Raw genomic sequence first — 19,765 nt, 5'->3', positions numbered from 1 at the left:
AACCAGCACCGATGGATCTGTCCCCCGTGACTCTTACGCTTAAGCTTGCCGCAATAACCACATTGCTGCTGCTGCTGGTTGGCCTCCCATTGGCGTGGTGGTTATCGCGCGGGCGTTCATTCTTTAAGATTATTGCCGAGGCGCTTGTTACCATGCCGCTGGTTTTACCGCCGTCGGTACTTGGTTTTTATCTGCTGCTGGCGTTTAGTCCGCAACACGGCCTGGGCAAATGGCTTCATAACTCGTTCAACATCCAGTTTGTATTTTCATTCAAAGGCTTGGTGCTTGCCTCGGTTATTTACAGTATGCCGTTTATGATAGGGCCGATTAAGTCGGCACTGCAGCAGTTGCCTGTATCTTTGGAGCAGGCATCGTACAGTATTGGAAAAAGCAAATGGCAAACCTTTATTAACGTGTCACTGCCTAATATTAAACCATCGCTTTTAACGGCAACCGTTTTAACTTTTGCGCATACGCTTGGTGAATTTGGTGTAGTGCTGATGATTGGCGGTAATATTCCCGGCGTTACGCGGGTGGCATCAATAGCGGTTTATGAATCTGTTGAGCAAATGGATTACTCCGCTGCAAATTTTTATTCACTGGTGCTGTTTGCTATAACCTTTATTTTGGTGACCGGCGTATTCGTCCTTAATAGATACAGGTTTAAATCCCCTTTGGAATGATAAGCATCGACATTGAAAAAAAGCTGAAGGCTTATAAAGGGCAACACACGCTAAAGATAAAGACCGAAATTGCACAGGGGAGCATTACTAAAATTTACGGACCGTCAGGAGCAGGCAAGACCACTTTTTTAAAAACCATTGCCGGGTTTACGACGCCCGAAAATGGCAAGATCATAGTAAACGGTATAAGCTGGCTGGATACCGCTGAAAAAATCAGCCTTCCACCCCAGAAACGGGGCATTGGCTTCGTATTCCAGGATTATGCATTGTTTCCAAACATGACGGTTTTACAGCACCTTGAATATGCGACCGGGGATTACACCTGGATAAACAGGTTGTTAGCCGTTGGAAATCTCGAAACATTTAAGACCCATAAACCGGAATATCTTTCGGGAGGACAGCAGCAGCGACTGGCCATTTTGCGTGCGCTGGCCATTAAGCCAAAATTTTTATTGATGGATGAGCCGTTTTCGGCACTGGACCCGGCGACAAAATCAGGATTGATTGAAGAACTTAAAGGAATTTTTGAGGAGCTGCAGGCAACAGTTTTAATCGTGACACACAATCCCCGGGAATTAGATAATATGACGGCTCTGGAATTTACAATAAGCTAATAGAAACCATTAAACTATTAGTTTTTATTCAATTCATTTTCAATTCTCTCCTGCAAATCTTTTTTAAACGCATCGTCAAGCTTTGCTCCTTTTAGTGATGAATCATGAAAAAGCTGCCGCACCATTTGGTTAATTACTGCACTTTGCTTTTTATATATCCTGCAAAACGAGCAGCCGAATAAATGGAGGCGCAATTCAAATGCCTCTTTAAAAGTAAGGCGTGCCATCTCCTGTTTTTCTATCAGCAGAGTAGCCTTTTTGCAATTGTAAATTACCCTTTTTAAATAGCCCATAACGTCAAGTTTTAAATCCAGTTTTTTTGCAGGCACGCCCGTAAGCTGACCTTCGCGCGGTGAATAATTACCCAAAAATTACCGGAGGAAATCTTTAACCCTGCACAAATAGTTTCTGTCGGCTCCTCATCTATATGTTTCATTGTAAATACCGACATCCATAGCGCAGGTAGTTTTTGCAGGCACATTTTCAAAACCCGTTCAAACTCCTTGCTTACCAGGTGGTCTTTGTCTTCGATGCCAAATTCTTTTGGTCCGCTGCTCTTCGTCCAATGGCCATTGGCTTCATCAAAAAAATCGTTTTGTTCCTGCTCGGCTGCTGCCTGTACAGCGGTGGTTTTTAATCCCGACGATTTTTTCCGGTAAATGTCAACTATTTTATTTTTCAGAATAGCCGTCAGCCAGGTTCGCTCAGAACTCTTTCCCTCAAATGCGGATACTTTTTGCAAAGCGGCAAGGAATGTTTCCTGTACAAGGTCCCTGGCCTGCTCTTCGTCGTTTAAACGGGCAATTGCAAAACTGTATAAATAATCTGCATGCGCCGCAACCCATTGATGCGGCTTTAGTTGTTGATTCATATAAACACTCATTAGCCCCAGTTAAACACAACTACCAGGCAGACACATCCTGTATTTATTGACTTTATTACTTTGTCGGTAAAATAATACAAACCTTACATCAGAAGTTTACAGACTGAATTGTCGCCAATTATCTCTATCCCGGATTTTTTCTCATACAAGTTTATACAAGTTGGTTCAGTATGGTTTATAAAAATAAAAAAAATAAACTTTGCTGTAAGGATTATAAGCCAAATCCGACCAAAACACAAAACCGTAATTAAAAGCATAATCATGAAATCGATAAAAATATTTGGCCCTGTTGCAATAATTGTACTGGCTATAGCGCTTAGCGCTTTTATAAATGTAAGGTTAACCGAACGCACAGCCATTGAAACCAGGGGCTTCGCCGTAGTTGAATTGTATACATCTGAGGGCTGCTCCAGTTGTCCGCCTGCCGATGCCTTGGTTGCAAAAATTGAAAGGGAAAGTGCGGGCAAACCTGTTTACATCCTGGCTTATCACGTTGACTACTGGAATCACCTGGGGTGGAAAGACCAGTTTAGCAACGCCGACTACTCTAAACGGCAGCGTGACTATGCGCATTATTTAAAGACAGACGGCATTTACACACCGCAAATTGTAGTGAATGGAAAAACAGAGTTTGTCGGCTCAGAAGAAGCGACTTTGCGCAAAGCTATCAGCGTGGGCCTTCAGAACGGCGCGGCAACCAAAATTAACTTGTATGCTGCTGATATCAACGCAAAGCAAGCTACACTGAAATACCACATCAGCAATACAGATAAAAACGACGTATTACAAGTAGCGGTAATTGAAAAGTCGGCCAACTCGAAAGTAGCTGCCGGGGAAAACAGCGGGCGTACATTGGCTCATGTTCAGATTGTGCGAAAATTGCAGGCGGTAATGTCACCCGCCACAGAGGGGGCGGTTAACATAGCCTTACCGGACGGATTTAACAGCAGGACATGGGAGGTAATCGCCTTTTTGCAAAATAAATCAACCGGATTAGTAACAGGTGCTGCAAGGGCATCCTTTTTAAACGACGGAAATTCGTCAGCTGCATTAAGTGGTAAATAATTCCATAATTTTAGATAGATTTATATCATGATCAAACAGCATGAAAACCATTAAAGAAAAACACTCCTTAGCTATGCGCTGGTGCCATTGGGTAAATTTTCCGGTACTGGCCATCATGATCTGGAGCGGCATGCTGATCTACTGGGCTAACGACGAATATTCTATAAAGCTGTTTGGTCACACATTCTTCAGGTTTTTTCCAAATGGCTTTTATAAAACGCTCAACATCCCTTTCCGTTTAGCCGAAGGTATGGCCTGGCATTTTCTGTTCATGTGGTTTTTTGCTATAAATGGTGTTCTTTACATTTTATATACCATAATTTCAGGAGATTGGCGCGAGCTTGTGCCCAAAAGAAATTCATTTAAAGAAGCATGGCAGGTGCTGCTGCACGACCTTCATATCCGTAAAATAGCGCCTCCGCAGAAAAAATATAACGCAGCCCAGCGTATAGCTTATACAGCGATTATTGTAATGGGCCTGGGCTCGGTTATTACCGGGTTGGCTATTTATAAGCCCGTACAGTTTTATTATTTAACCTGGATTTGCGGCGGCTATCATTTTGCCAGGATACTGCATTTTGCTTTAACGCTTGGCTACGTATTCTTTTTTGTCATACATATAGTGCAGGTAATTTTAGCTGGCTGGAATAACTTTCGTTCGGTTATTTCTGGTTTTGAGGTAATCGATAGCGAACGTAAGCCTGCTGTTCAAAAAATAAAGAAATAATGAACACCCCTGATAAAAAGAAAAAGGTAAAAAAGCCCCTTACTGTTGAACAACAGATAAGCAGGCGAAACTTTATCTCGTTCGCTACTTTTGCCGTGCTTGCCGGCGGTGCATACGAAGGTTGGCGCTGGCTTTATAAATCACCCCCCGAAGCGACAGGTGGTATAACGGCAGGAGCCCGCAAGCCTTTGCGAAAAGCACTTAATAAAACCGAGCTTTTTTTCAGACGGGTATTCAGCGATAACCATTTGGTTAAAACTTACCCCAAATCCATGGCGGCCAAAAATGTAAGGGTGAACAGTGATATTGGCATGGAGGCTAAAGATAAATTTGACCCTGCCAGCTGGAAATTACAGGTACAGAAAAAAGGCGGCGAAATTTTGCAGGTAACATTACAGGAGATAATGGCCCTGCCTAAGACAGAGATAATCTACGATTTTAAATGCGTTGAGGGCTGGGACCAGATATCGCACTGGGGCGGTGTTAGGTTTATCGATTTCATAAAACATTTTCAACTGGATGATTATACCAAAATGGATTACGTGGGCATGGAAACTCCCGATAAAGCCTATTATGTGGGCCTCGATATGCCCAGCGCTATACACCCGCAAACCCTGCTGGCTTACGAAGTAAATGAAAAACCGCTGCCCTTAAACCATGGGGCTCCATTAAGGCTGATCATTCCGGTTAAATATGGCATTAAAAATCTAAAACGTATAGGTACTATTACCTTCAGCAACACGCGGCCCCGTGATTACTGGGCTGAGCAGGGGTATGACTATTATTCGGGCCTGTAAGGAACTTTACTTTTTTCAAATATCAACCTCGTCAGTGTCAACTTATTGTTGTCGCCATTGGTTTTAAGGACGAGGGTGAGCGAACTCTTAAGCTCACCGAGTGACATATCGCCTAAATAAATGTGTTGTTTTAACTTTTTTTTGGGTGAGTTGACAGAAATCCATTCGCCCAGCTGTGTTTGGCGCTGCCATAACGAAACCTCGGCGCCCTCTTTATCATTTATCATATCGGCATAAACTTTATAACGACCGGCAGGAAGCTCGTTCAGGCTGATGTTTATACGGCCCCTATCCTCAGCGGTGAAATTAAACCCGCCGTCGGCTTCTTTCATTCCCTTAATATCCAGGAATGCAAAACGCATCAGCTGGGGGTACATAATTAAGGTATCGGGGACATAAACCCTGGTATGTGCATTATCCGGCTTCATAACAGTTTGAGGTGGTGCGTCGGCGTAATACAGCGCTACCGATGTATAGTCCACTGGTATTTTATTTCCCTTTGGCCCATGTTCTATCGAATGGAAAATGCTCTTGCTGAATGACAGTTTATCATTTAAATACAGCCGGTAGCCGCCGGTACGTGCAAAAGGCAGGGAGTAATCAAGCGCACCGTGCAGGGGCAGGCTCATTTTAGTGTCCCAGCGGTCGAGCAATGCGTACCACCCGCCGTTAAAATAATCTTCAGAACCTGTCCCATGCAAACGTGTGATGCCATCAGTAGCGGTTGAATCGTCGCCTTCAAAAAATTCGGTCATGCCCGGGTTCAGGCCCTGCGCCTGCAATAACGTGCCAACATAATGGCCCTTGCTTTTGATATTCAGAAATACATGGGGTGTCCCTTTTGCCGGCCGATGATCGTTAAACCAACTGGCATAAAATTTACCCTCGGTTGCGGGCTTGCGTTTATCTGCAGAGTAATACACCCGGGCGTTGATGGTTTTCCTTTCCAAACTTTTTCCCGGCAAAGGGCGGTAAATCACTTCTATTTTTGCTGATTTATCGAATGGCATGGGAATGTAACAATAATTAATGCCCTGCTTTGAGCCAAGCACCAGGCTTTGCATTGACGGGTTACCATATGCATATCCGAAAAAATCTGCCAGCGGAGCATACACAGCCGGCTGCATTTCACCATCCCAGGTTATCTTAATATCTACCTGCTTATTTAATCCGGTAAAGGCACTCGCCGGACTAATTTCAATGCCGTCAATCCGCCCGCCCTGGTTTGCATTAAATAGGCTGATGGTTTTGCCGGGCTTTAGAAGAGCATTCGTTTCAGCAACTTTTGTCTCCGCATTATAAAAGTTTTTGACTTTGTTATTTTCGCCGTTCCATAATTTAACCACCTTTTCGAGCTCGGCTCTCTCGGTGGCTGTGAAGTTAATGTCAAATGTCTTTACCTTGTATCCGCCGGGATAAGTGCGGCATTGTATCTGGTAAAATTGCATAGTCTTGGCACGCAGCACGATTTTGCAGCCGTTATTAAACGGTATGGGTATATAGCAAAAATAGCCGCCCAATTGGTTGCCGCAAACGGGAGATATAAATGGATACATCTTGCCCGAGAACAGGTCGTAATATTTAATGGAAAATGCAGGTTTTTCTTTGCCGTCGAAGTAAAAATCGAGTGTATCATCATTATGTGTGGGCATCCAGATACGGTCGATCACGCCTTTGCCTTTTGCCTCAAAAAGTACCAGCGTACCATCCGGATTTTTCCTGGCAAAAGAATATTTTCCGCTAAAGCCATCGTCGTTACCGCCCGTGGTATCGTATGATGACTTTTCCCATACATGGGTGCCGCTTACATATTGCGGCAATTGCCGGATGTCGTACAGGCGTTTAAGCTCTGTTGCTACGCTTACATTTTGGGGCTGCCCGTAAACCCAGGCGGCGAAGGTTAGCAGGATCGTCAACAGGTATAGTCTTTTTTTCATAATTGCAGGGATGTGGAAAATTAAAGGTAGCAAATCACCCAAATGTATAAAGCCCCGAACAGTATTTTAGGATACAGCCATATTTATTACTGATATTTGTATATAACTATGCCAGCCGAAAGACTGCCCTTTAAAAAACAACTTGCCTATGCCTGCGGAATGATAGGCTGGAGCATCATGACCAATCTCATCATAGTTATGCTCCCCTATTTTTACCTGCCGCCATCAAATGCGGGCCTCACACCCTTTGTACCACAGCTGCTTATATTCGGTATATTTAATTTATTGTCGGTAATCATCCCGGCCGGTCGTCTTATTGATGCTATGTTCGATCCGTTTGTGGCTTCCCTTAGCGACAAAAGCAATCACAAAAACGGGCGGCGAATTCCGTTTATGAAATGGGCTATTGTTCCTGCCGTCTTTTTCTGTGCCATTACGTTTCACCCGCCGGTACAGCACGAGAGCATCCGCAATGCAGTATGGCTGGGTTGTACGCTGGTGTTGTTTTTTATGAGCGTTACTACTTACGTTATCCCTTATAACGCCCTGCTCCCCGAGCTTGCAGATACAGCTGCCGAAAAGGTAAAGCTTTCCTCGTTTCAGCAGGTGGGATTTGTAATCGGCATTATTATCGGCGCATTGGTAAATAACTATGCCGACCTGGTTCAGCATTTTTTTAATGTGACCAACCGCGACACCGCCGTTCAGTATACCATCTGGGGCCTCGCCATTCTCTCTGGTCTTACCATGCTGGTGCCCGTGCTTGCCATTGATGAGCGCAAATACTCAAAAAGCAAACCGTCGCACCTGCATTTATTCCCGGCAATAAAAAAAACGTTCAAACAACACAATTTTAAATACTACCTCATATCAGACTTTTCGTTTTACATGGCGTTGAGTATTATCTCCAGTGGATTGCTTTACTTTATCACGGTGCTGCTGCCGCTTAATGAATCGATGGGCGGCTTGCTTATGGGTATTATGGTATTGGTGTCGCTATGGTTTTACCCGCTGATCAACTATCTTTCAAAGCGGATAGGGAAAAAGCCTATTGTGATATTTTCATTTGGGTTGCTGAGCTTAATTTTCGCTTTAATATTTTTTCTTGGCAAAATACCATTGCCGCCTAAGGTGCAGGTTTATACGCTGGTTATTTGTGCATCATTCCCATTAGCGGCGCTTGGCATATTACCGAACGCTATATTGGCTGAGATAGCACAAATTGATGCCCGCGAAACCGGCGATAATCGCGAAGGAATGTTCTTTGCTGTAAAGTACCTGTTTGTAAAGCTGGGACAAACGCTGGGCATAGCCTTATTTGCCTACCTCACCATTTATGGTAAAGACCCAGGCAATGATTTTGGGTTGCGTTTAAACGGGATTTGCGGCTTTGCACTTTGCCTGCTGGCCTGTTTAGCTTTTACAAGATTTAAGGAGAACCGGGTTGATAGATCATAGTAAAAGTCGATAGACCATAGTCCATGGACCATGGTAAGAAGTTATATGCAGCAGCAGCTACTATGGTCTATGGACTATGGTAAGAAGTTTATGTGCAGCTACTATGGACTATGGTAAGAAGTTCATGTGCAGCTACTGTGGTCTATGGACTATATAGATGATAGCAAAAGTCGATAGACCATAGTCCATGGACCATGGTAAGAAGTTTATATGCAGCTACTATGGTCTATGGACTATGGTCTATCAACTACCTGTTGATATTATTCGGCCTTGCATATACCAGCTGCATTACATTTATATTGCGCATGGCAAAAGCCGCTTCACAGTAGCAGAGATAATAATTCCATTTACGGATAAAGGTATCGTCAAAGCCCAGTGATTTTACTTTTGTCAGGTTCGCATTAAATGAATCGTACCACAGCTTTAGCGTTTTTGCATAATCAAGGCCGATATCCTTTAAATCAAGCATCGTTAAATCGCCGGTACGGTTAACTGCGCCGTTAATGGCGGCTACCGATGGCAGCAGGGAACCGGGGAAGATATGTTTTTGTATCCAATCCACACCTTTTCTGAGGCTTTCGAATCTCGAATCGGGCGAGGTGATAACCTGCAGTGCCAGTATTCCGTCTTTAGTGAGCAACTGGTGGCATTTTTTAAAATACGCATCGAGGTATTTTGCTCCCACAGCCTCCAGCATCTCAACGGATACTATCTTATCGAATGTGCCATTCATCTCCCGGTAGTCCTTTAAAAGGATAGTGACCTTGTGCGATAAGCCTTCGGCTTCAACGCGCCCCAGGGCAAACTTATGCTGTTCTTCGGATATGGTTAGCGAGGTAACTTTGCAGCCGTAGGTCTTTGCCATGTAAATAGCATTGCCACCCCAGCCGCTGCCAATTTCAAGTACGTGGTCTGCGGGCCGCAAATGCAGCTGCCTGCATAGCCGTTCATATTTAGCCAGCTGCGCTTCCTGCAAGCTGAGTCCGTCGCGGTAAAAGTACGCCGCAGAATATGTCATGGTCGGGTCGAGAAAGCTGGCGAAGAAATCGTTGTTAAGGTCGTAATGTTCAGATATATTTTTGCGGGACCCTTCGACCGTGTTGGCCCGCTTAAGATGTGAGAGCTTATTGAATAATTTTAACAAGTTAAGCGACAGCGTTTGTACCTTACTGCCCGAAACACCCGGAGCGTTATCTACGTTCAACAGTACCCATTTGATTACGTTAGTGATATTATCGGTATCCCATAACCCATCCACATAAGCTTCACCAAAACCAATATCGCCAAAAAGAATAATACGTTTATAAAACTCATCGCTGTTAACAACAATGCTGGCTGTAATATGGCCTTCGCCGTTACCGATACTTACCTGCCGCCCATCCGGCAGGGTGAGAAAAAGCAGGCCATTCTGCATTTTGCCAAGGAATCTCAACACCAAATCCTGGTAAAAATTGCTTTTCCTGATGAGTGTGACGGTATTGGCCATGATTTATGCTGCGCGTAACGAATTATTTTATCGGCATGTACGTAAACTAACCAGCTGAAAGTTTTTTGAATTTACAAAATTTTGATTAGTTGTAGGGGCGGAAGACATCTTTTTGGAGGTGTAAATCATCCACTTTTTTATGGTAAGGTATTTTTTTAATCCAAAGCTTTAGCGCCTGCCAGTGTATAAGGCCGATCACCTTTAGCGTAATTAAGGGAAAACTGAAGAAATACAGCAGCAGCGTTTTATCAGTAAGCGGCCGGCGTTCCCCGCTAAGCGTGCTGACGAAAAAGCGGTTGCCGTCTTTATCATAATCGTCTATTTTTATCTGTAATTTCTTGCCGGGTATGTGGAGGTCGAAATCAAAACAGGTGTCCATGCCGATAAAGGGCGACACATAAAAAAATTTCCCGGTGTTCAGCCTGAAGCCGTCACTCGTTTTGGCATCTGGGCCAATAAAGTATGGTTTCATTTCCAAAAAGGTATTGCATACTTCAACCACGGAGCATACAGGCTCATCGTCCTCGTTGTAACAGAAATAAAATGAAACCGGGTTAAACTGATAGCCCAGTGTGCAAAGATTGGTCAGCAGCATAATGCGGCCGTTGCCAATGTTTACGTTGTTTGCCAGCAGATAGCTTGTTATGTGCTGCCTTATGTTTTTGGAGTTGTCCGGATTATCCTTTGGCAGCTGTAAATGGTCCTTGTCCCGAAAATTAAACAGGTTGAAGCGGTTGCGGCTCATGAATTTTAGCCGTTGATGCAGGGCATCTATCTCAGCTAAATCCAGGTAAAACATAAACACGTTGTAATGAAACCGGTTTTGTTTTGGGGCAAACCGGTTGTGCATTACGCGGGCTTTGTACAGGCAGGAGTTTAGCATATGTGAATATACGGATTAAGCCCGGGAATGGATGGCGGGATATTTGTTGAATGTTTTTATTGAAATGCGACGTTCTGCTTCAACATTGGATGCCTGAGTTTATTGCCACAACTACGATTACCACGAAAAGCAGCAAGAGCGATACAAAAACAGTCAAAACGCTGCCGGATGTTGATACCATAAATGACCGAAAAGATGAGTCAGGCAGCATTCGGAACAGTAAATTCAATCCTTTATTAATCCCTGCGAAAATAAGGACAGCGATAATTAAAAAACCTACCGGCAGAGCAATATCAACCATAGACGATTAATGTGTTTGCTAAATTAAAGATTTATGGCCGGTTGTTTTAATCAAAGCTACCGAAGCGATGTAAACAGCAAAGCCTCAAGACTTTCGGCTCGAGGCTTTTGACTGAACATACATTAATGTGAACCCGGGATTGGAGCCGCTATTTTTGGTGTTTCCAAAACCGCCCTTTCCCTTCGGCTATCCATTCCAATGCTTCACTTATTCTTTTTTGCCGCGTTTCATCTGTTTTGGCATCCGTAATCCAGATAATATATTCCTTGCGGAAGGAATTAGATTTACTTTCAAAAACCTCCTTTGCCTTAGGGTTATCCGCCAATGCCGCCAATAGGTAATCGGGCGTTTCCACTATTTTGGGGTTTTCTGTTTCGGGTTTTTCTCTTTTAACTTTTATGCCCTGCTCATTTAGCTTCCGGGCTTCTTTAAGCATGGCGATGAATTCTTCGTCGGGCGGCAAATCGCTCATTTTGCTCACCTTTCCCAAAAATCTTTGGATGGGTTTTAAATCCTTGTTTGCCTTTAGCCGCGAATCAGTCATCAGGCTGTCTTTTAAGAACGAGAAAGAGCAATGGTTTTTATAGGATGCCATTACGCAAAGGTTGTCGTTTTTATATTCAAAATGCGGCAGGGCCCATTTTATAGCTTCTGTTATGTCCGGGCCGCTTTCGTGAATAAGTTTGCGCCAATGTGTCAAAATCGGCTTTGCAAAATCTTCCGCATTGGCAATGTAGTTGTCAATTACTGGGTTGTGGCTCATAATTGTTTATCGTTACGATTGAGGAAAATTACTCATGTCCACGTAGGCCATCTCCCATTTATGCCCATCCAGGTCGGCAAAGCTGTGCTGGTACATAAAACCGTGGTCTTTTGGCGTGGCATAAATAGTGCCGCCCAGTGATTCGGCTTTGTTGATAAACATTTTTACTTCATCTGCCGATGCGGTATCGAGCGCAATAAGCACTTCTGTTGAGCGATGCGCATCGCACACTTCTGTATCGATGAAAGATTTGAAATAGTTTTCGGTAAGCAGCATTACAAAAATGCTGTCGCTTACTATCATACAGCCAGCCTTTTCGTCTGTAAACTGCGGATTGAATGAAAAGCCAAGATTTTGAAAGAACTCCTTAGATTTCGCCAGGTTTTTTACCGGGAGATTAATAAATACTTTAGTTGTCATTTAATGCTTTTGATTGATAGGTTACAATTAAATTCAATGAACAAATAAAAGTAGTTTGGGGCGGGAGGTCTGGTCAAAAACTTGGATAAGCAGGTGAATTTGATTACCTGCGCGCTCTCCTGAACTCAGAAGGCGACAAGCCGATTTGTTTTTTAAAGAATTTGCCAAAATTAGCAGGATCCGAAAAATTAAGCTGGTAAGCTATCTGTGCAATTTCCAGGTCGGTGTACTGAATAAGCGCCCTGGCTTCATTAGCCAGGCGACCGGTAATAAAAGTAAGCGCGTTTTTCCCGGAGACCTGTTTAACACACTGGGAGAGATAATTAGCGGAAACAGAAAGCATATCGGCGTATTCCTGTACGGTACGTTTATCTATATAATGATTATCTATCAGCTGGATAAATCTGCGCAGTAAGCTTTGTTGCGGGTTAACCGGGCTTATATTCCTTTGCAGGTCAAAATCATGCAGGTGGTACAACAGTCCGAGCAATTTTAATCTTGCCTCTATATGCTGCGCCCTTGCTGATCGTTCATAAGCTGTAAACACTGCTTCAAAATGCGGTGTTAACTGTTCGAATGTGGAGCGGTCAAATTTAAAAAGGTTGGTATGCAAACGGTCAAACAGGGGGAACTGCTGATGGAAATCGGGTTTAAAAAATGAAAAACACCCCGGCTTAAAATAAACAACATATCCTTTGAGCGCGTTGTTATGCGAAAAGCTGTACACCAGGTTCGGCGAATGAAATACGAGGTACGAGTCGGGGTTGTTAATGGTATGATCGCCATAGCTAACTTCTATATTCCCGGAATTGATGAGCAACGCAAAAAAATAAAAAGACCTTTTAAAGGGCGGCCGGTAGACCTGCACATCCTGATCCAGCTGTTCTAACCGCAAACAGTAAAAGTCCGGGTCATCCGTGCGGGCCGGCCAGGGTATAGATGCCAGGAAATCGTTGATTTCGGTATAATAAGGTATGCCAGCTTTTTTTTTCTCCATAAGTTGATGCGGAAGAGCCGGTTCTAAAGTAGCAAATTTTAATGTTTTGGTGTACCGGCCACAGAAGCGCTATTTGACTTTCCTTCGCTGAGTGAGAGAATCGCCATCCGGCTTACCGGCATAGTTTGGAATGCGATCAGAAGGCAGGACTTGACGCTTTAGATTCAATGCCATAGGTTATTATTATCGGCTAGCGAGCGTCCTGGCTTTTGTGCTTATTTAAAAGCAGGCCTTAATAGCCACGATGTAGTGGTGCCCAATACAGCCCCGCCAAAAACATCGCTCGGGTAGTGTACGCCTAAATACATGCGGGAGTAGCCTACTGCGCCTGCCCACAAATACGAAGGCGCTATTACATACCATTTTGGATAAGCCCTTGACAATGCAGTTGCCACCGAGAAGCTTGTTGAAGTATGCCCGGAAGGGAACGAGGTGCTGCCGGCGTTGTAAACTGCTACGATTTTTAAGTTTTGTACAAACGGCCTCCGGCGCTTAAATATTGCCTTGATCAGTAACGTAGCACCCAGGGTAATGGCAGCGCTGCTGCCTACATATAAAGCGTTCTGGCGCATTTGGCTATCATTCCGTATAATACCGCCAACCATTAAACCTACCGGTATGCCGTAGGAAACATACGGCAGCGAATTGGATAAAAACAGCATTTCTTTGGTTTCGGTATCATTGCGTTTTAAGGCCAGGTTAATTAAAAACTTGTCATCAAACCGCTGGATAAAGTTGTTCACCTGAGCCGCCTGTACCTTTACTTGTGTGGTAGTTTTGGTTTGTGCAGGCGTTTTGGGTTGTTCTTCGGTCTTTACATCCTGGCCAAAAACATTTCCTGCAAAGAATACAGTTATCAGGATTTGCAAAAGAAAAAACGCGTTAACAGGCATGGCGCGCTTATTTATTTTCATGGCAGTATGGGCAGGGTACATCAAGATGCGTATTTAAAGTACTTACATTAACATCAGCTTAACACCAAAACGTTTAAATTGTTAAGATATCAACAATTAAAATGAAGGAATGGGTTAAATGCAAAAAGCCTCAAGATTTTTGACTTAAGGCTTTTTGGCTTCTCCTGTCGGGATGAGAAGATTCGAACTTCCGACCTCCAGCATCCCATGATTGCCGCATATCGTCTTAAATGATTGATAATATGTAAATAAACGCTGTAATAATGGTTTCAGCCTTTTAACCGTATACAGTACTAATTACCCTTTTAAAGGCAGGGTGTTTCAATTAAAATCTGTTAATCTTTTTACACGTCATAGTATTGATTTAAGTGAATGATTGAGTTATGGAGCCTAAACACGCTTATAGCAATCAAGTGCAAGAAGGAAAACGAATAAATAGGTTGAGCTTGGACACGTGAGCGTTTATGCGGGAAGCTCTTGCACGCTACAGCAGCTATAAGCGTAACTTCTTCGTCAATGGCGAGTTGTAACATTCGCCTTTGATCTCAATGGTCTTTTGTTGAAGTCTTAATGTCTTAACAACAAATAGAGTTCCGATGCCGGTAACAAAGAATGATAATGCTGCGGCTATAGCCTGAATCCAATCGGTTGTTGTGCTCATTTACCGTCATTGTTAAATTTGTTTGCACTAGGAAATATCCAAGGACGAGCATTAATATAAGCCACAAACAAAGAATCTCGAAACCTGTAATACCTTTCTCTAACTTTTACAAGTTCACTTCCATAATCCTCTGTAACGAGCTGACCTACATATTGGCTCGGGTTTTCAACATCGAAATCAACTGTCAACTTATACGCATCTGAAGTCGGAATCTCGCCATCTTCTCTTATAGATGTTGCGAAAGACTTTAAAACGGCCTCACGTTGTGGCGAAGATGCAACAGCTTTTTTATAGCGACCTTCAAGCACTGGATCGGTCCCTTTCTCTGCAATTGATTGTACGGTTTGGTTGACATGTTCTTCTGTAATTGTATGATATCCATTTTGGTAAGCCTCACGTAGGCTATATTTGCCAAGTAAATGTATCATATAAGGGTGCCCTTGAGCCAATTGCAAAAGTTTCTTTATGGCACCATTGTCAAATGTGATAAATCTATCAATCGATGATTCTGCCTTAGCAATTATATCTTTAAGTTCATCTTCATTCATGCGGGGTAAGCTTACGACTCCACCTGCAAATAATCTGTCCGACGATTCATGTTCTTTCATTAGATTTTGTATATCATGAGCAACTCCAACGATACAAAACTTGATGCTTGGATTATTAGTTGCAAGAGACTTAAGTAACGCGGCAAAACCATTCGTATCCTTAATCTGATCAAACTCATCGATAACAATTAAGATACCGTTCTTTGCCAAGGCAGCCTTAGTCAACTCAAACAACACATTATTAAAAACAGTTTCAATGGTATGTTGTGAAATAGAGCTATTAGATGTTGTTTCCGTAGTTCCTTCACCACCACCGCTTATAATGCCAAGGTTAAGTCCACCGCTAATCTTAGCCACCTCTTTCGTCGCCGAAGGTATGTCATAAAGCCAGTTATACAAACAATCTTGTGTTGTCAATAGTCGTGTTAACAATGTACTTACGCTGTCAATGTTGTTACCACATGCAAAGTAAATTGAAAGGAAGTCCATTTTAGAGTCATAACCTATAGAAAGGTTGTCTAATAAAGAATTGTCACCGTTGCTAATATTTAAAATTTGTCTTGCTAAGGAACTTTTACCTATACCTCTATTTCCAAGAATGGCAATATTGGCACCATCTGCTAATAGAGAAAGGTACGCAGCAAGAACATGTTCTTTTCTTCCAGAAAAGCGGTCAGCACTTGTAATTTCGCGTGATGGTAGAAAAGCATTTTCGATCTGTGATAAGGTTATTTGTTTCATTCCAACTAAGTTACCGTTATCTTTCGATTACCCAAATATATTTTCAGAACTTAACCCACTACCTTTCGCCCAATAAGAATTTCGCCATATTATTTGTGCACCCGAGCCGTCCAAAGCCAACGCAGAGAAACGAAGTTTGTGCGAGTTGAGTGCCTTCCCCGATAAGAGGCTATCGCGGTTGGAGTTTGTATGGAGGTTTGCTTGACCGTTTATTAGAGTGTTGACTAGCTTAAGCCATAGATGTTAGTATTTATTGTAACTTTAAATTCAACATTCCGACATAATCATGAATGCAACTGACACATCTATTGTAGGATCTCCCAATATATTCTTAAGGAAAAACTTCGAAAGAGGCCATGTTTTTAGAGGGTTATACTTCATTATAGAGTCGTTCAGACAACAATTTGAAGACTATTCACCCGTACCACATTTTAAAGTTCGTATAACCTTTTATAGGGAAATTGTTGATGCTTTAAACGATTTAACTCGTATTGCCGCATCTGAAGATGAATCATGTGAGATGTTTGTAGGGTCTATGTATGAGAATCTGGGATTGCAAGGTTTTGAACATGCGGCAGACCTAAGTTTAAGAATAGTACCTATATTCCAATTTGGTGCTAGTGTGGTATATATATCTTCCCAAGATGTGACTTCTCTAAAAAATTATGTAAGAGCCTACATTAAATTGTTTCATTGGTATCCTACTTATTATTCTTCGGATAGGTACGCACGATTTGTTAACTTCTTAAGTACCATAAAGGAGTGGGAAAGACTTATGGATAGCAGACTTTCCCGAGCCTAACAAACCAACGTAGCTAATACGAAGTTGGTGCGAGCAACGAAAAACGTCTCAGCAGGGAGAGGCGCTAGCCGGCTGCTGAGTATCTGCGACAAACGATTGGCGTTGGCATTGCACAATGCGAGAGCATTGTAAATGCAATGAACATGACAATCGAGCAGCGTTTTTCGTCGGCGTAGGCGAGCAAAGCAAGATGAGCGTTTGGATTTTAATTTGTTGTGCGGCAAGCTTCACCTGGCCGAAAGACCAAGTGAGAGCGCAGCATAAGTGAAACTGATTAAAATACAGAGAAAGCGAATGTGAGTGACCACTTTGTGCTCTCAAACAATATGACAGGCTGCTTCTGTGACACGGCAAAGGAGACTTTGATTTGTGAATAGAGTAACCATGGCAAAGTATGTTTGCCGTCTATTGTGAGTTACTCGAAGAGCAACAGCATATTCGCTGTTATTTAATTTGTAGGTTGTGTTTAGGACTATTGGTTGTAGTTATGACGATTTTAAGCTAACCATCGAATGAGTCACCGTATACAAAACCGTATACATTGCTGCTAAATGCAAAAAGCCTCAAGATTTTTGACTTAAGGCTTTTTGACTTCTCCTGTCGGGATGAGAAGATTCGAACTTCCGACCTCCAGCACCCCATGCTGGCGCGATACCGGGCTACGCTACATCCCGTTTGTTCCAAAATCTTACATTAATTGTTGATTTACAGCGCGTAAAGCCAGCTATTGACTGATTAAACGATTGTATTTAATTAACGTATTTTGTAATGGTAGTACACAAAGTAGTACACAAACATAGTGCAAATATAAAAAGTATATCTGAACTTAAAAGAGACAGGTTCAAGAGGTGTCATGCTGCGCTTTAGTCGACGATTTGCTCATATGAAATTTTGTTAAAGTGAATAAATGAGTTATGGAGCCTCAACACGCTTATCGCAATCAAGTGCAAGATGGCAAACGAATAAATAGGTTGTGTATGGACACTAGAGCGTTTATGCGGGAAGCTCTTGCACGCTACAGCAGCTATAAGCGTAACTTTGCTCAGTAATTCATTTCTCACTCTTCTCTTCCAATTCAGAATATCGAAGATTTCTTAGTTTATAGAGGACGCGAAACTCTTGAATTAAGGGATAACTACATCGTCGGCTAATGTCCATTGATAGCTGCCGCAATTAGGTATTAGTCTTTCTTCTTTCCACTTCTTAAAATACTCGAAATGATTGTTTGGCTGACCATTTGCGGCGGAATATCCAAACGCTTTCCCATATGGAAGTTGTTCACATTCGACTCGGTCAACAACAGCATAAAACTCCTTGCCCCAATTGTCTCGTCTAACCGCAAAAGGTGTTTTCCTGCCTATTGAATCCCATATCTGAAATATATTAGTTTCACTCATAATCAAATATACAATTGCCAAGATGTCAATTCAAGAATATTGAAAAATCTTACATTATAGATGACGGATAATTCCTTCGTAGGGTAATTGTCAAGAGATTTTCTATATTAACAATATGGACATGTATGAATTAGAATATCTACATTACCAAATGGAAAGCGTGCTGGCAAATTAATTTCAACGACATATGAGAGTATGCTAGAATCGGATTATGAAGACTACGAGCATATAATTTAGAGAAGAGAATAAATGACGCCTTCAGCAAAGACGTCGACCTAATTCAAGATGACTTGCCTATTGATGGCGACTACAACCTAGAATTATTCAGAAATCATCCTGCCATGGCTTCAATTGTGGAACCAGGACAGCCAATTTCTGTAAATAATAGTAAGCCATGTTATATGTACATAGGCGACGAAGTTGCTTTGTAACGAGTGTTTCAATTCTGGGATTCTTATTTTTTAATGTTTATAGAGGCTACTCAAATCCTGAATTAGTACCTAGGTCATTTAGATTGGCAATCTGCTAACGCTTTCTTTAATCGTACAATCTCTTTATTTGCGCGATCAAGTTCCTCGAGCTTTTCATACATTGTCCAACTACCAATTTCATTTAATTTGTGAAGTAGAGGTAGAAGTTCTCTGTTAAAAAATTCAATCCCACGCGTCTCCAATTGTGTACTATGTGTCTTGCCAGTATTCAATTCTTTAATAAGTACATTCTTGCTCCCGCCAAGGGAGCCGGGCGATTCCTCTTCAATATTAACGACCTCGAAATTCCCTATACGAAACCTCAAATAAGAACCCTTCACATCAATAATCGTAAAGGTTGGTGGATTAGCCCAGGCATCGCTCTTTACACATTTTAACCTATATTCTACTTCCGATACATCGTTAACCTCTGAAAGGGTATGCTTCTCAATTGTGTTGCCATCGGCGAGAATGCCGAAGTAGGTTGTTGTCATTATTGTATGTTTAGATTATGGTATGTTTCAATTCAAAGATATTGAAATATTATACTTTATAGAGGTTATTTAAATCCTGAATTGAGATTTCCTACTTTCCAGTTTTGTATAAAACTTCGTTCTTGTATAGGAGATTACAAACTTTAAGAAATTGTTGGAAGCTGATCGAGACTAACTAGGATTAGTTAGTGATAGCAGTTGGTTCTATTCTCACACTTTACTTTATAAGGGCACCTTTCGAGATTCTATGATAAGTTCTAATATAGCATAGTTCTCTTTTAAAATAAGAAGCCATAATCCGTTAAGATTTGCGTAATGAGCCATACAAGTAGTTTTGTAACCCACCCTTAGTTCGGACTGGTCTTTTATAGACTTATTAATTTCAAAAATAGTTTTATTGTTGTTGTAACTGTGGGGATGTTGGAAACTCGGTAGAGTTTTCAATATCCCCACAGTTAAGCCGCTTGTACAGGTCGGGCGTTATACCCCCCAATGCTTCATGCGGCCTGCTGTAATTGTAGTCTTCCATCCATTCATCAGCTAAAAGCTGTACCTGGTTAATGTCTTCGAATAAGTAAGCGTCCAATATGTTCTCCCTAAAGGTTCTGTTAAAGCGTTCGATATAGCCGTTCTGCATAGGCTTGCCAGGCTGGGTGAATTGCAGGGTAATGCCTTTGCTCTCACACCAATCTTTGAATTCCCTGCTGTTAAACTCAGGGCCGTT

20 protein-coding genes and 1 tRNA gene are annotated in these 19,765 nt (G+C 42.3%); 7 read left to right on the top strand and 14 right to left on the bottom strand.

What is annotated here, in order from left to right; all coding sequences use genetic code 11:
• The first annotated feature begins 11 nt into the window (after window positions 1-11).
• Together modB and Q3W13_RS17715 are read left to right on the top strand one after the other, a co-directional pair.
• The gene (gene modB / locus Q3W13_RS17720) at window positions 12-683 is read left to right on the top strand and encodes a molybdate ABC transporter permease subunit (RefSeq protein ID WP_302866034.1); all 672 of its coding nucleotides are present in this window, start codon (window positions 12-14) and stop codon (window positions 681-683) included.
• Complete coding sequence (locus Q3W13_RS17715) at window positions 680-1,297, top strand: ATP-binding cassette domain-containing protein (protein WP_302866032.1); 618 nt, start codon at window positions 680-682, stop codon at window positions 1,295-1,297. The genes modB and Q3W13_RS17715 overlap by 4 nt, the downstream gene beginning before the upstream one ends.
• Before the next feature lie 17 nt (window positions 1,298-1,314).
• Here the strand turns inward: Q3W13_RS17715 and Q3W13_RS17710 are convergent, their stop codons facing one another.
• Window positions 1,315-1,590: a hypothetical protein gene (locus Q3W13_RS17710; RefSeq protein ID WP_302866029.1), complete on the bottom strand. Its 276-nt coding sequence runs from the start codon at window positions 1,588-1,590 to the stop codon at window positions 1,315-1,317.
• Between the two features lie 11 nt (window positions 1,591-1,601).
• Window positions 1,602-2,180, bottom strand: a complete 579-nt coding sequence (locus Q3W13_RS17705; protein ID WP_302866027.1) for a sigma-70 family RNA polymerase sigma factor — start codon at window positions 2,178-2,180, stop codon at window positions 1,602-1,604.
• Window positions 2,181-2,441: 261 nt separating this feature from the next.
• Here Q3W13_RS17705 and Q3W13_RS17700 point away from each other — a divergent pair, with 261 nt between their 5' ends.
• Genes Q3W13_RS17700 through Q3W13_RS17690 form a run of 3 tightly spaced genes read left to right on the top strand, consistent with a single transcriptional unit; the run spans window position 2,442 to window position 4,769 of the window.
• Window positions 2,442-3,245, top strand: a complete 804-nt coding sequence (locus Q3W13_RS17700; protein WP_302866025.1) for a thioredoxin family protein — start codon at window positions 2,442-2,444, stop codon at window positions 3,243-3,245.
• Between the two features lie 40 nt (window positions 3,246-3,285).
• A complete protein-coding gene (locus tag Q3W13_RS17695; RefSeq protein WP_302866024.1) occupies window positions 3,286-3,972 on the top strand; it encodes a cytochrome b/b6 domain-containing protein in 687 nt (228 codons plus the stop codon).
• Window positions 3,972-4,769 carry a molybdopterin-dependent oxidoreductase gene (locus tag Q3W13_RS17690; protein WP_302866022.1) on the top strand — a complete coding sequence of 266 codons (798 nt, stop codon included), beginning with the start codon at window positions 3,972-3,974 and terminating at the stop codon, window positions 4,767-4,769. Before Q3W13_RS17695 ends, Q3W13_RS17690 begins: the two co-directional genes overlap by 1 nt.
• Here Q3W13_RS17690 and Q3W13_RS17685 read toward each other — a convergent pair.
• A complete protein-coding gene (locus Q3W13_RS17685; RefSeq protein WP_302866020.1) occupies window positions 4,754-6,706 on the bottom strand; it encodes a glycoside hydrolase family 172 protein in 1,953 nt (650 codons plus the stop codon). The two genes, Q3W13_RS17690 and Q3W13_RS17685, sit on opposite strands and share 16 nt — an antisense overlap.
• A gap of 108 nt (window positions 6,707-6,814) precedes the next feature.
• Here Q3W13_RS17685 and Q3W13_RS17680 point away from each other — a divergent pair, with 108 nt between their 5' ends.
• Complete coding sequence (locus tag Q3W13_RS17680) at window positions 6,815-8,164, top strand: MFS transporter (protein ID WP_302866017.1); 1,350 nt, start codon at window positions 6,815-6,817, stop codon at window positions 8,162-8,164.
• A 247-nt stretch (window positions 8,165-8,411) separates the two neighbouring features.
• Here the strand turns inward: Q3W13_RS17680 and Q3W13_RS17675 are convergent, their stop codons facing one another.
• From Q3W13_RS17675 to Q3W13_RS17645, 7 genes are all read right to left on the bottom strand, one after another.
• The gene (locus tag Q3W13_RS17675; RefSeq protein ID WP_302866015.1) at window positions 8,412-9,650 is read right to left on the bottom strand and encodes a cyclopropane-fatty-acyl-phospholipid synthase family protein; all 1,239 of its coding nucleotides are present in this window, start codon (window positions 9,648-9,650) and stop codon (window positions 8,412-8,414) included.
• Window positions 9,651-9,735: 85 nt separating this feature from the next.
• On the bottom strand, window positions 9,736-10,533 hold the full coding sequence (locus tag Q3W13_RS17670) for a DUF1365 domain-containing protein (RefSeq protein ID WP_302866014.1): 798 nt from the start codon (window positions 10,531-10,533) through the stop codon (window positions 9,736-9,738).
• Window positions 10,534-10,982: 449 nt separating this feature from the next.
• Complete coding sequence (locus Q3W13_RS17665; RefSeq protein WP_302866013.1) at window positions 10,983-11,597, bottom strand: YdeI family protein; 615 nt, start codon at window positions 11,595-11,597, stop codon at window positions 10,983-10,985.
• Between the two features lie 12 nt (window positions 11,598-11,609).
• Window positions 11,610-12,017 (bottom strand): VOC family protein, encoded by a 408-nt coding sequence (locus tag Q3W13_RS17660; protein ID WP_302866011.1) that lies wholly within the window; start codon window positions 12,015-12,017, stop codon window positions 11,610-11,612.
• A 103-nt stretch (window positions 12,018-12,120) separates the two neighbouring features.
• Window positions 12,121-13,014: an AraC family transcriptional regulator gene (locus Q3W13_RS17655; protein WP_302866008.1), complete on the bottom strand. Its 894-nt coding sequence runs from the start codon at window positions 13,012-13,014 to the stop codon at window positions 12,121-12,123.
• A 215-nt stretch (window positions 13,015-13,229) separates the two neighbouring features.
• A complete protein-coding gene (locus tag Q3W13_RS17650) occupies window positions 13,230-13,949 on the bottom strand; it encodes a phosphatase PAP2 family protein (protein WP_302866005.1) in 720 nt (239 codons plus the stop codon).
• A 636-nt stretch (window positions 13,950-14,585) separates the two neighbouring features.
• Complete coding sequence (locus tag Q3W13_RS17645) at window positions 14,586-15,878, bottom strand: hypothetical protein (RefSeq protein WP_302866003.1); 1,293 nt, start codon at window positions 15,876-15,878, stop codon at window positions 14,586-14,588.
• 286 nt (window positions 15,879-16,164) lie between these two features.
• Here Q3W13_RS17645 and Q3W13_RS17640 point away from each other — a divergent pair, with 286 nt between their 5' ends.
• Window positions 16,165-16,680: a hypothetical protein gene (locus Q3W13_RS17640; protein WP_302866001.1), complete on the top strand. Its 516-nt coding sequence runs from the start codon at window positions 16,165-16,167 to the stop codon at window positions 16,678-16,680.
• A 600-nt stretch (window positions 16,681-17,280) separates the two neighbouring features.
• Here the strand turns inward: Q3W13_RS17640 and Q3W13_RS17635 are convergent.
• From Q3W13_RS17635 to Q3W13_RS17620, 4 genes are all read right to left on the bottom strand, one after another.
• Window positions 17,281-17,354: transfer RNA gene (locus tag Q3W13_RS17635), tRNA-Pro, on the bottom strand.
• Between the two features lie 450 nt (window positions 17,355-17,804).
• A complete protein-coding gene (locus Q3W13_RS17630; RefSeq protein ID WP_302865999.1) occupies window positions 17,805-18,077 on the bottom strand; it encodes a hypothetical protein in 273 nt (90 codons plus the stop codon).
• A 505-nt stretch (window positions 18,078-18,582) separates the two neighbouring features.
• Entirely contained in the window at window positions 18,583-19,041 is a 459-nt protein-coding gene (locus Q3W13_RS17625) for a hypothetical protein (protein ID WP_302865997.1), read from the bottom strand.
• Window positions 19,042-19,435: 394 nt separating this feature from the next.
• The coding region (locus Q3W13_RS17620; RefSeq protein WP_302865995.1) for an integrase core domain-containing protein at window positions 19,436-19,765 on the bottom strand (330 nt) is incomplete at its 5' end.

Source organism: Mucilaginibacter sp. L3T2-6, from assembly GCF_030519355.1.
In the GTDB taxonomy this organism is placed as follows: Bacteria; Bacteroidota; Bacteroidia; order Sphingobacteriales; family Sphingobacteriaceae; genus Mucilaginibacter.
Note: the sequence above shows the minus strand (reverse complement) of the source record. Positions and strands in the feature narration are given on the sequence as shown.

Excerpts from the sequence above, each read along its gene's own strand:
- modB (WP_302866034.1), top strand. The coding sequence starts at position 12 with ATGGATCTGTCCCCCGTGACTCTTACGCTTAAGCTTGCCGCAATAACC.
- Q3W13_RS17715 (WP_302866032.1), top strand. The coding sequence starts at position 680 with ATGATAAGCATCGACATTGAAAAAAAGCTGAAGGCTTATAAAGGGCAA.
- Q3W13_RS17710 (WP_302866029.1), bottom strand. The coding sequence starts at position 1,590 with ATGGGCTATTTAAAAAGGGTAATTTACAATTGCAAAAAGGCTACTCTG.
- Q3W13_RS17705 (WP_302866027.1), bottom strand. The coding sequence starts at position 2,180 with ATGAGTGTTTATATGAATCAACAACTAAAGCCGCATCAATGGGTTGCG.
- Q3W13_RS17700 (WP_302866025.1), top strand. The coding sequence starts at position 2,442 with ATGAAATCGATAAAAATATTTGGCCCTGTTGCAATAATTGTACTGGCT.
- Q3W13_RS17695 (WP_302866024.1), top strand. The coding sequence starts at position 3,286 with ATGAAAACCATTAAAGAAAAACACTCCTTAGCTATGCGCTGGTGCCAT.
- Q3W13_RS17690 (WP_302866022.1), top strand. The coding sequence starts at position 3,972 with ATGAACACCCCTGATAAAAAGAAAAAGGTAAAAAAGCCCCTTACTGTT.
- Q3W13_RS17685 (WP_302866020.1), bottom strand. The coding sequence starts at position 6,706 with ATGAAAAAAAGACTATACCTGTTGACGATCCTGCTAACCTTCGCCGCC.
- Q3W13_RS17680 (WP_302866017.1), top strand. The coding sequence starts at position 6,815 with ATGCCAGCCGAAAGACTGCCCTTTAAAAAACAACTTGCCTATGCCTGC.
- Q3W13_RS17675 (WP_302866015.1), bottom strand. The coding sequence starts at position 9,650 with ATGGCCAATACCGTCACACTCATCAGGAAAAGCAATTTTTACCAGGAT.
- Q3W13_RS17670 (WP_302866014.1), bottom strand. The coding sequence starts at position 10,533 with ATGCTAAACTCCTGCCTGTACAAAGCCCGCGTAATGCACAACCGGTTT.
- Q3W13_RS17665 (WP_302866013.1), bottom strand. The coding sequence starts at position 11,597 with ATGAGCCACAACCCAGTAATTGACAACTACATTGCCAATGCGGAAGAT.
- Q3W13_RS17660 (WP_302866011.1), bottom strand. The coding sequence starts at position 12,017 with ATGACAACTAAAGTATTTATTAATCTCCCGGTAAAAAACCTGGCGAAA.
- Q3W13_RS17655 (WP_302866008.1), bottom strand. The coding sequence starts at position 13,014 with ATGGAGAAAAAAAAAGCTGGCATACCTTATTATACCGAAATCAACGAT.
- Q3W13_RS17650 (WP_302866005.1), bottom strand. The coding sequence starts at position 13,949 with ATGTACCCTGCCCATACTGCCATGAAAATAAATAAGCGCGCCATGCCT.
- Q3W13_RS17645 (WP_302866003.1), bottom strand. The coding sequence starts at position 15,878 with ATGAAACAAATAACCTTATCACAGATCGAAAATGCTTTTCTACCATCA.
- Q3W13_RS17640 (WP_302866001.1), top strand. The coding sequence starts at position 16,165 with ATGAATGCAACTGACACATCTATTGTAGGATCTCCCAATATATTCTTA.
- Q3W13_RS17630 (WP_302865999.1), bottom strand. The coding sequence starts at position 18,077 with ATGAGTGAAACTAATATATTTCAGATATGGGATTCAATAGGCAGGAAA.
- Q3W13_RS17625 (WP_302865997.1), bottom strand. The coding sequence starts at position 19,041 with ATGACAACAACCTACTTCGGCATTCTCGCCGATGGCAACACAATTGAG.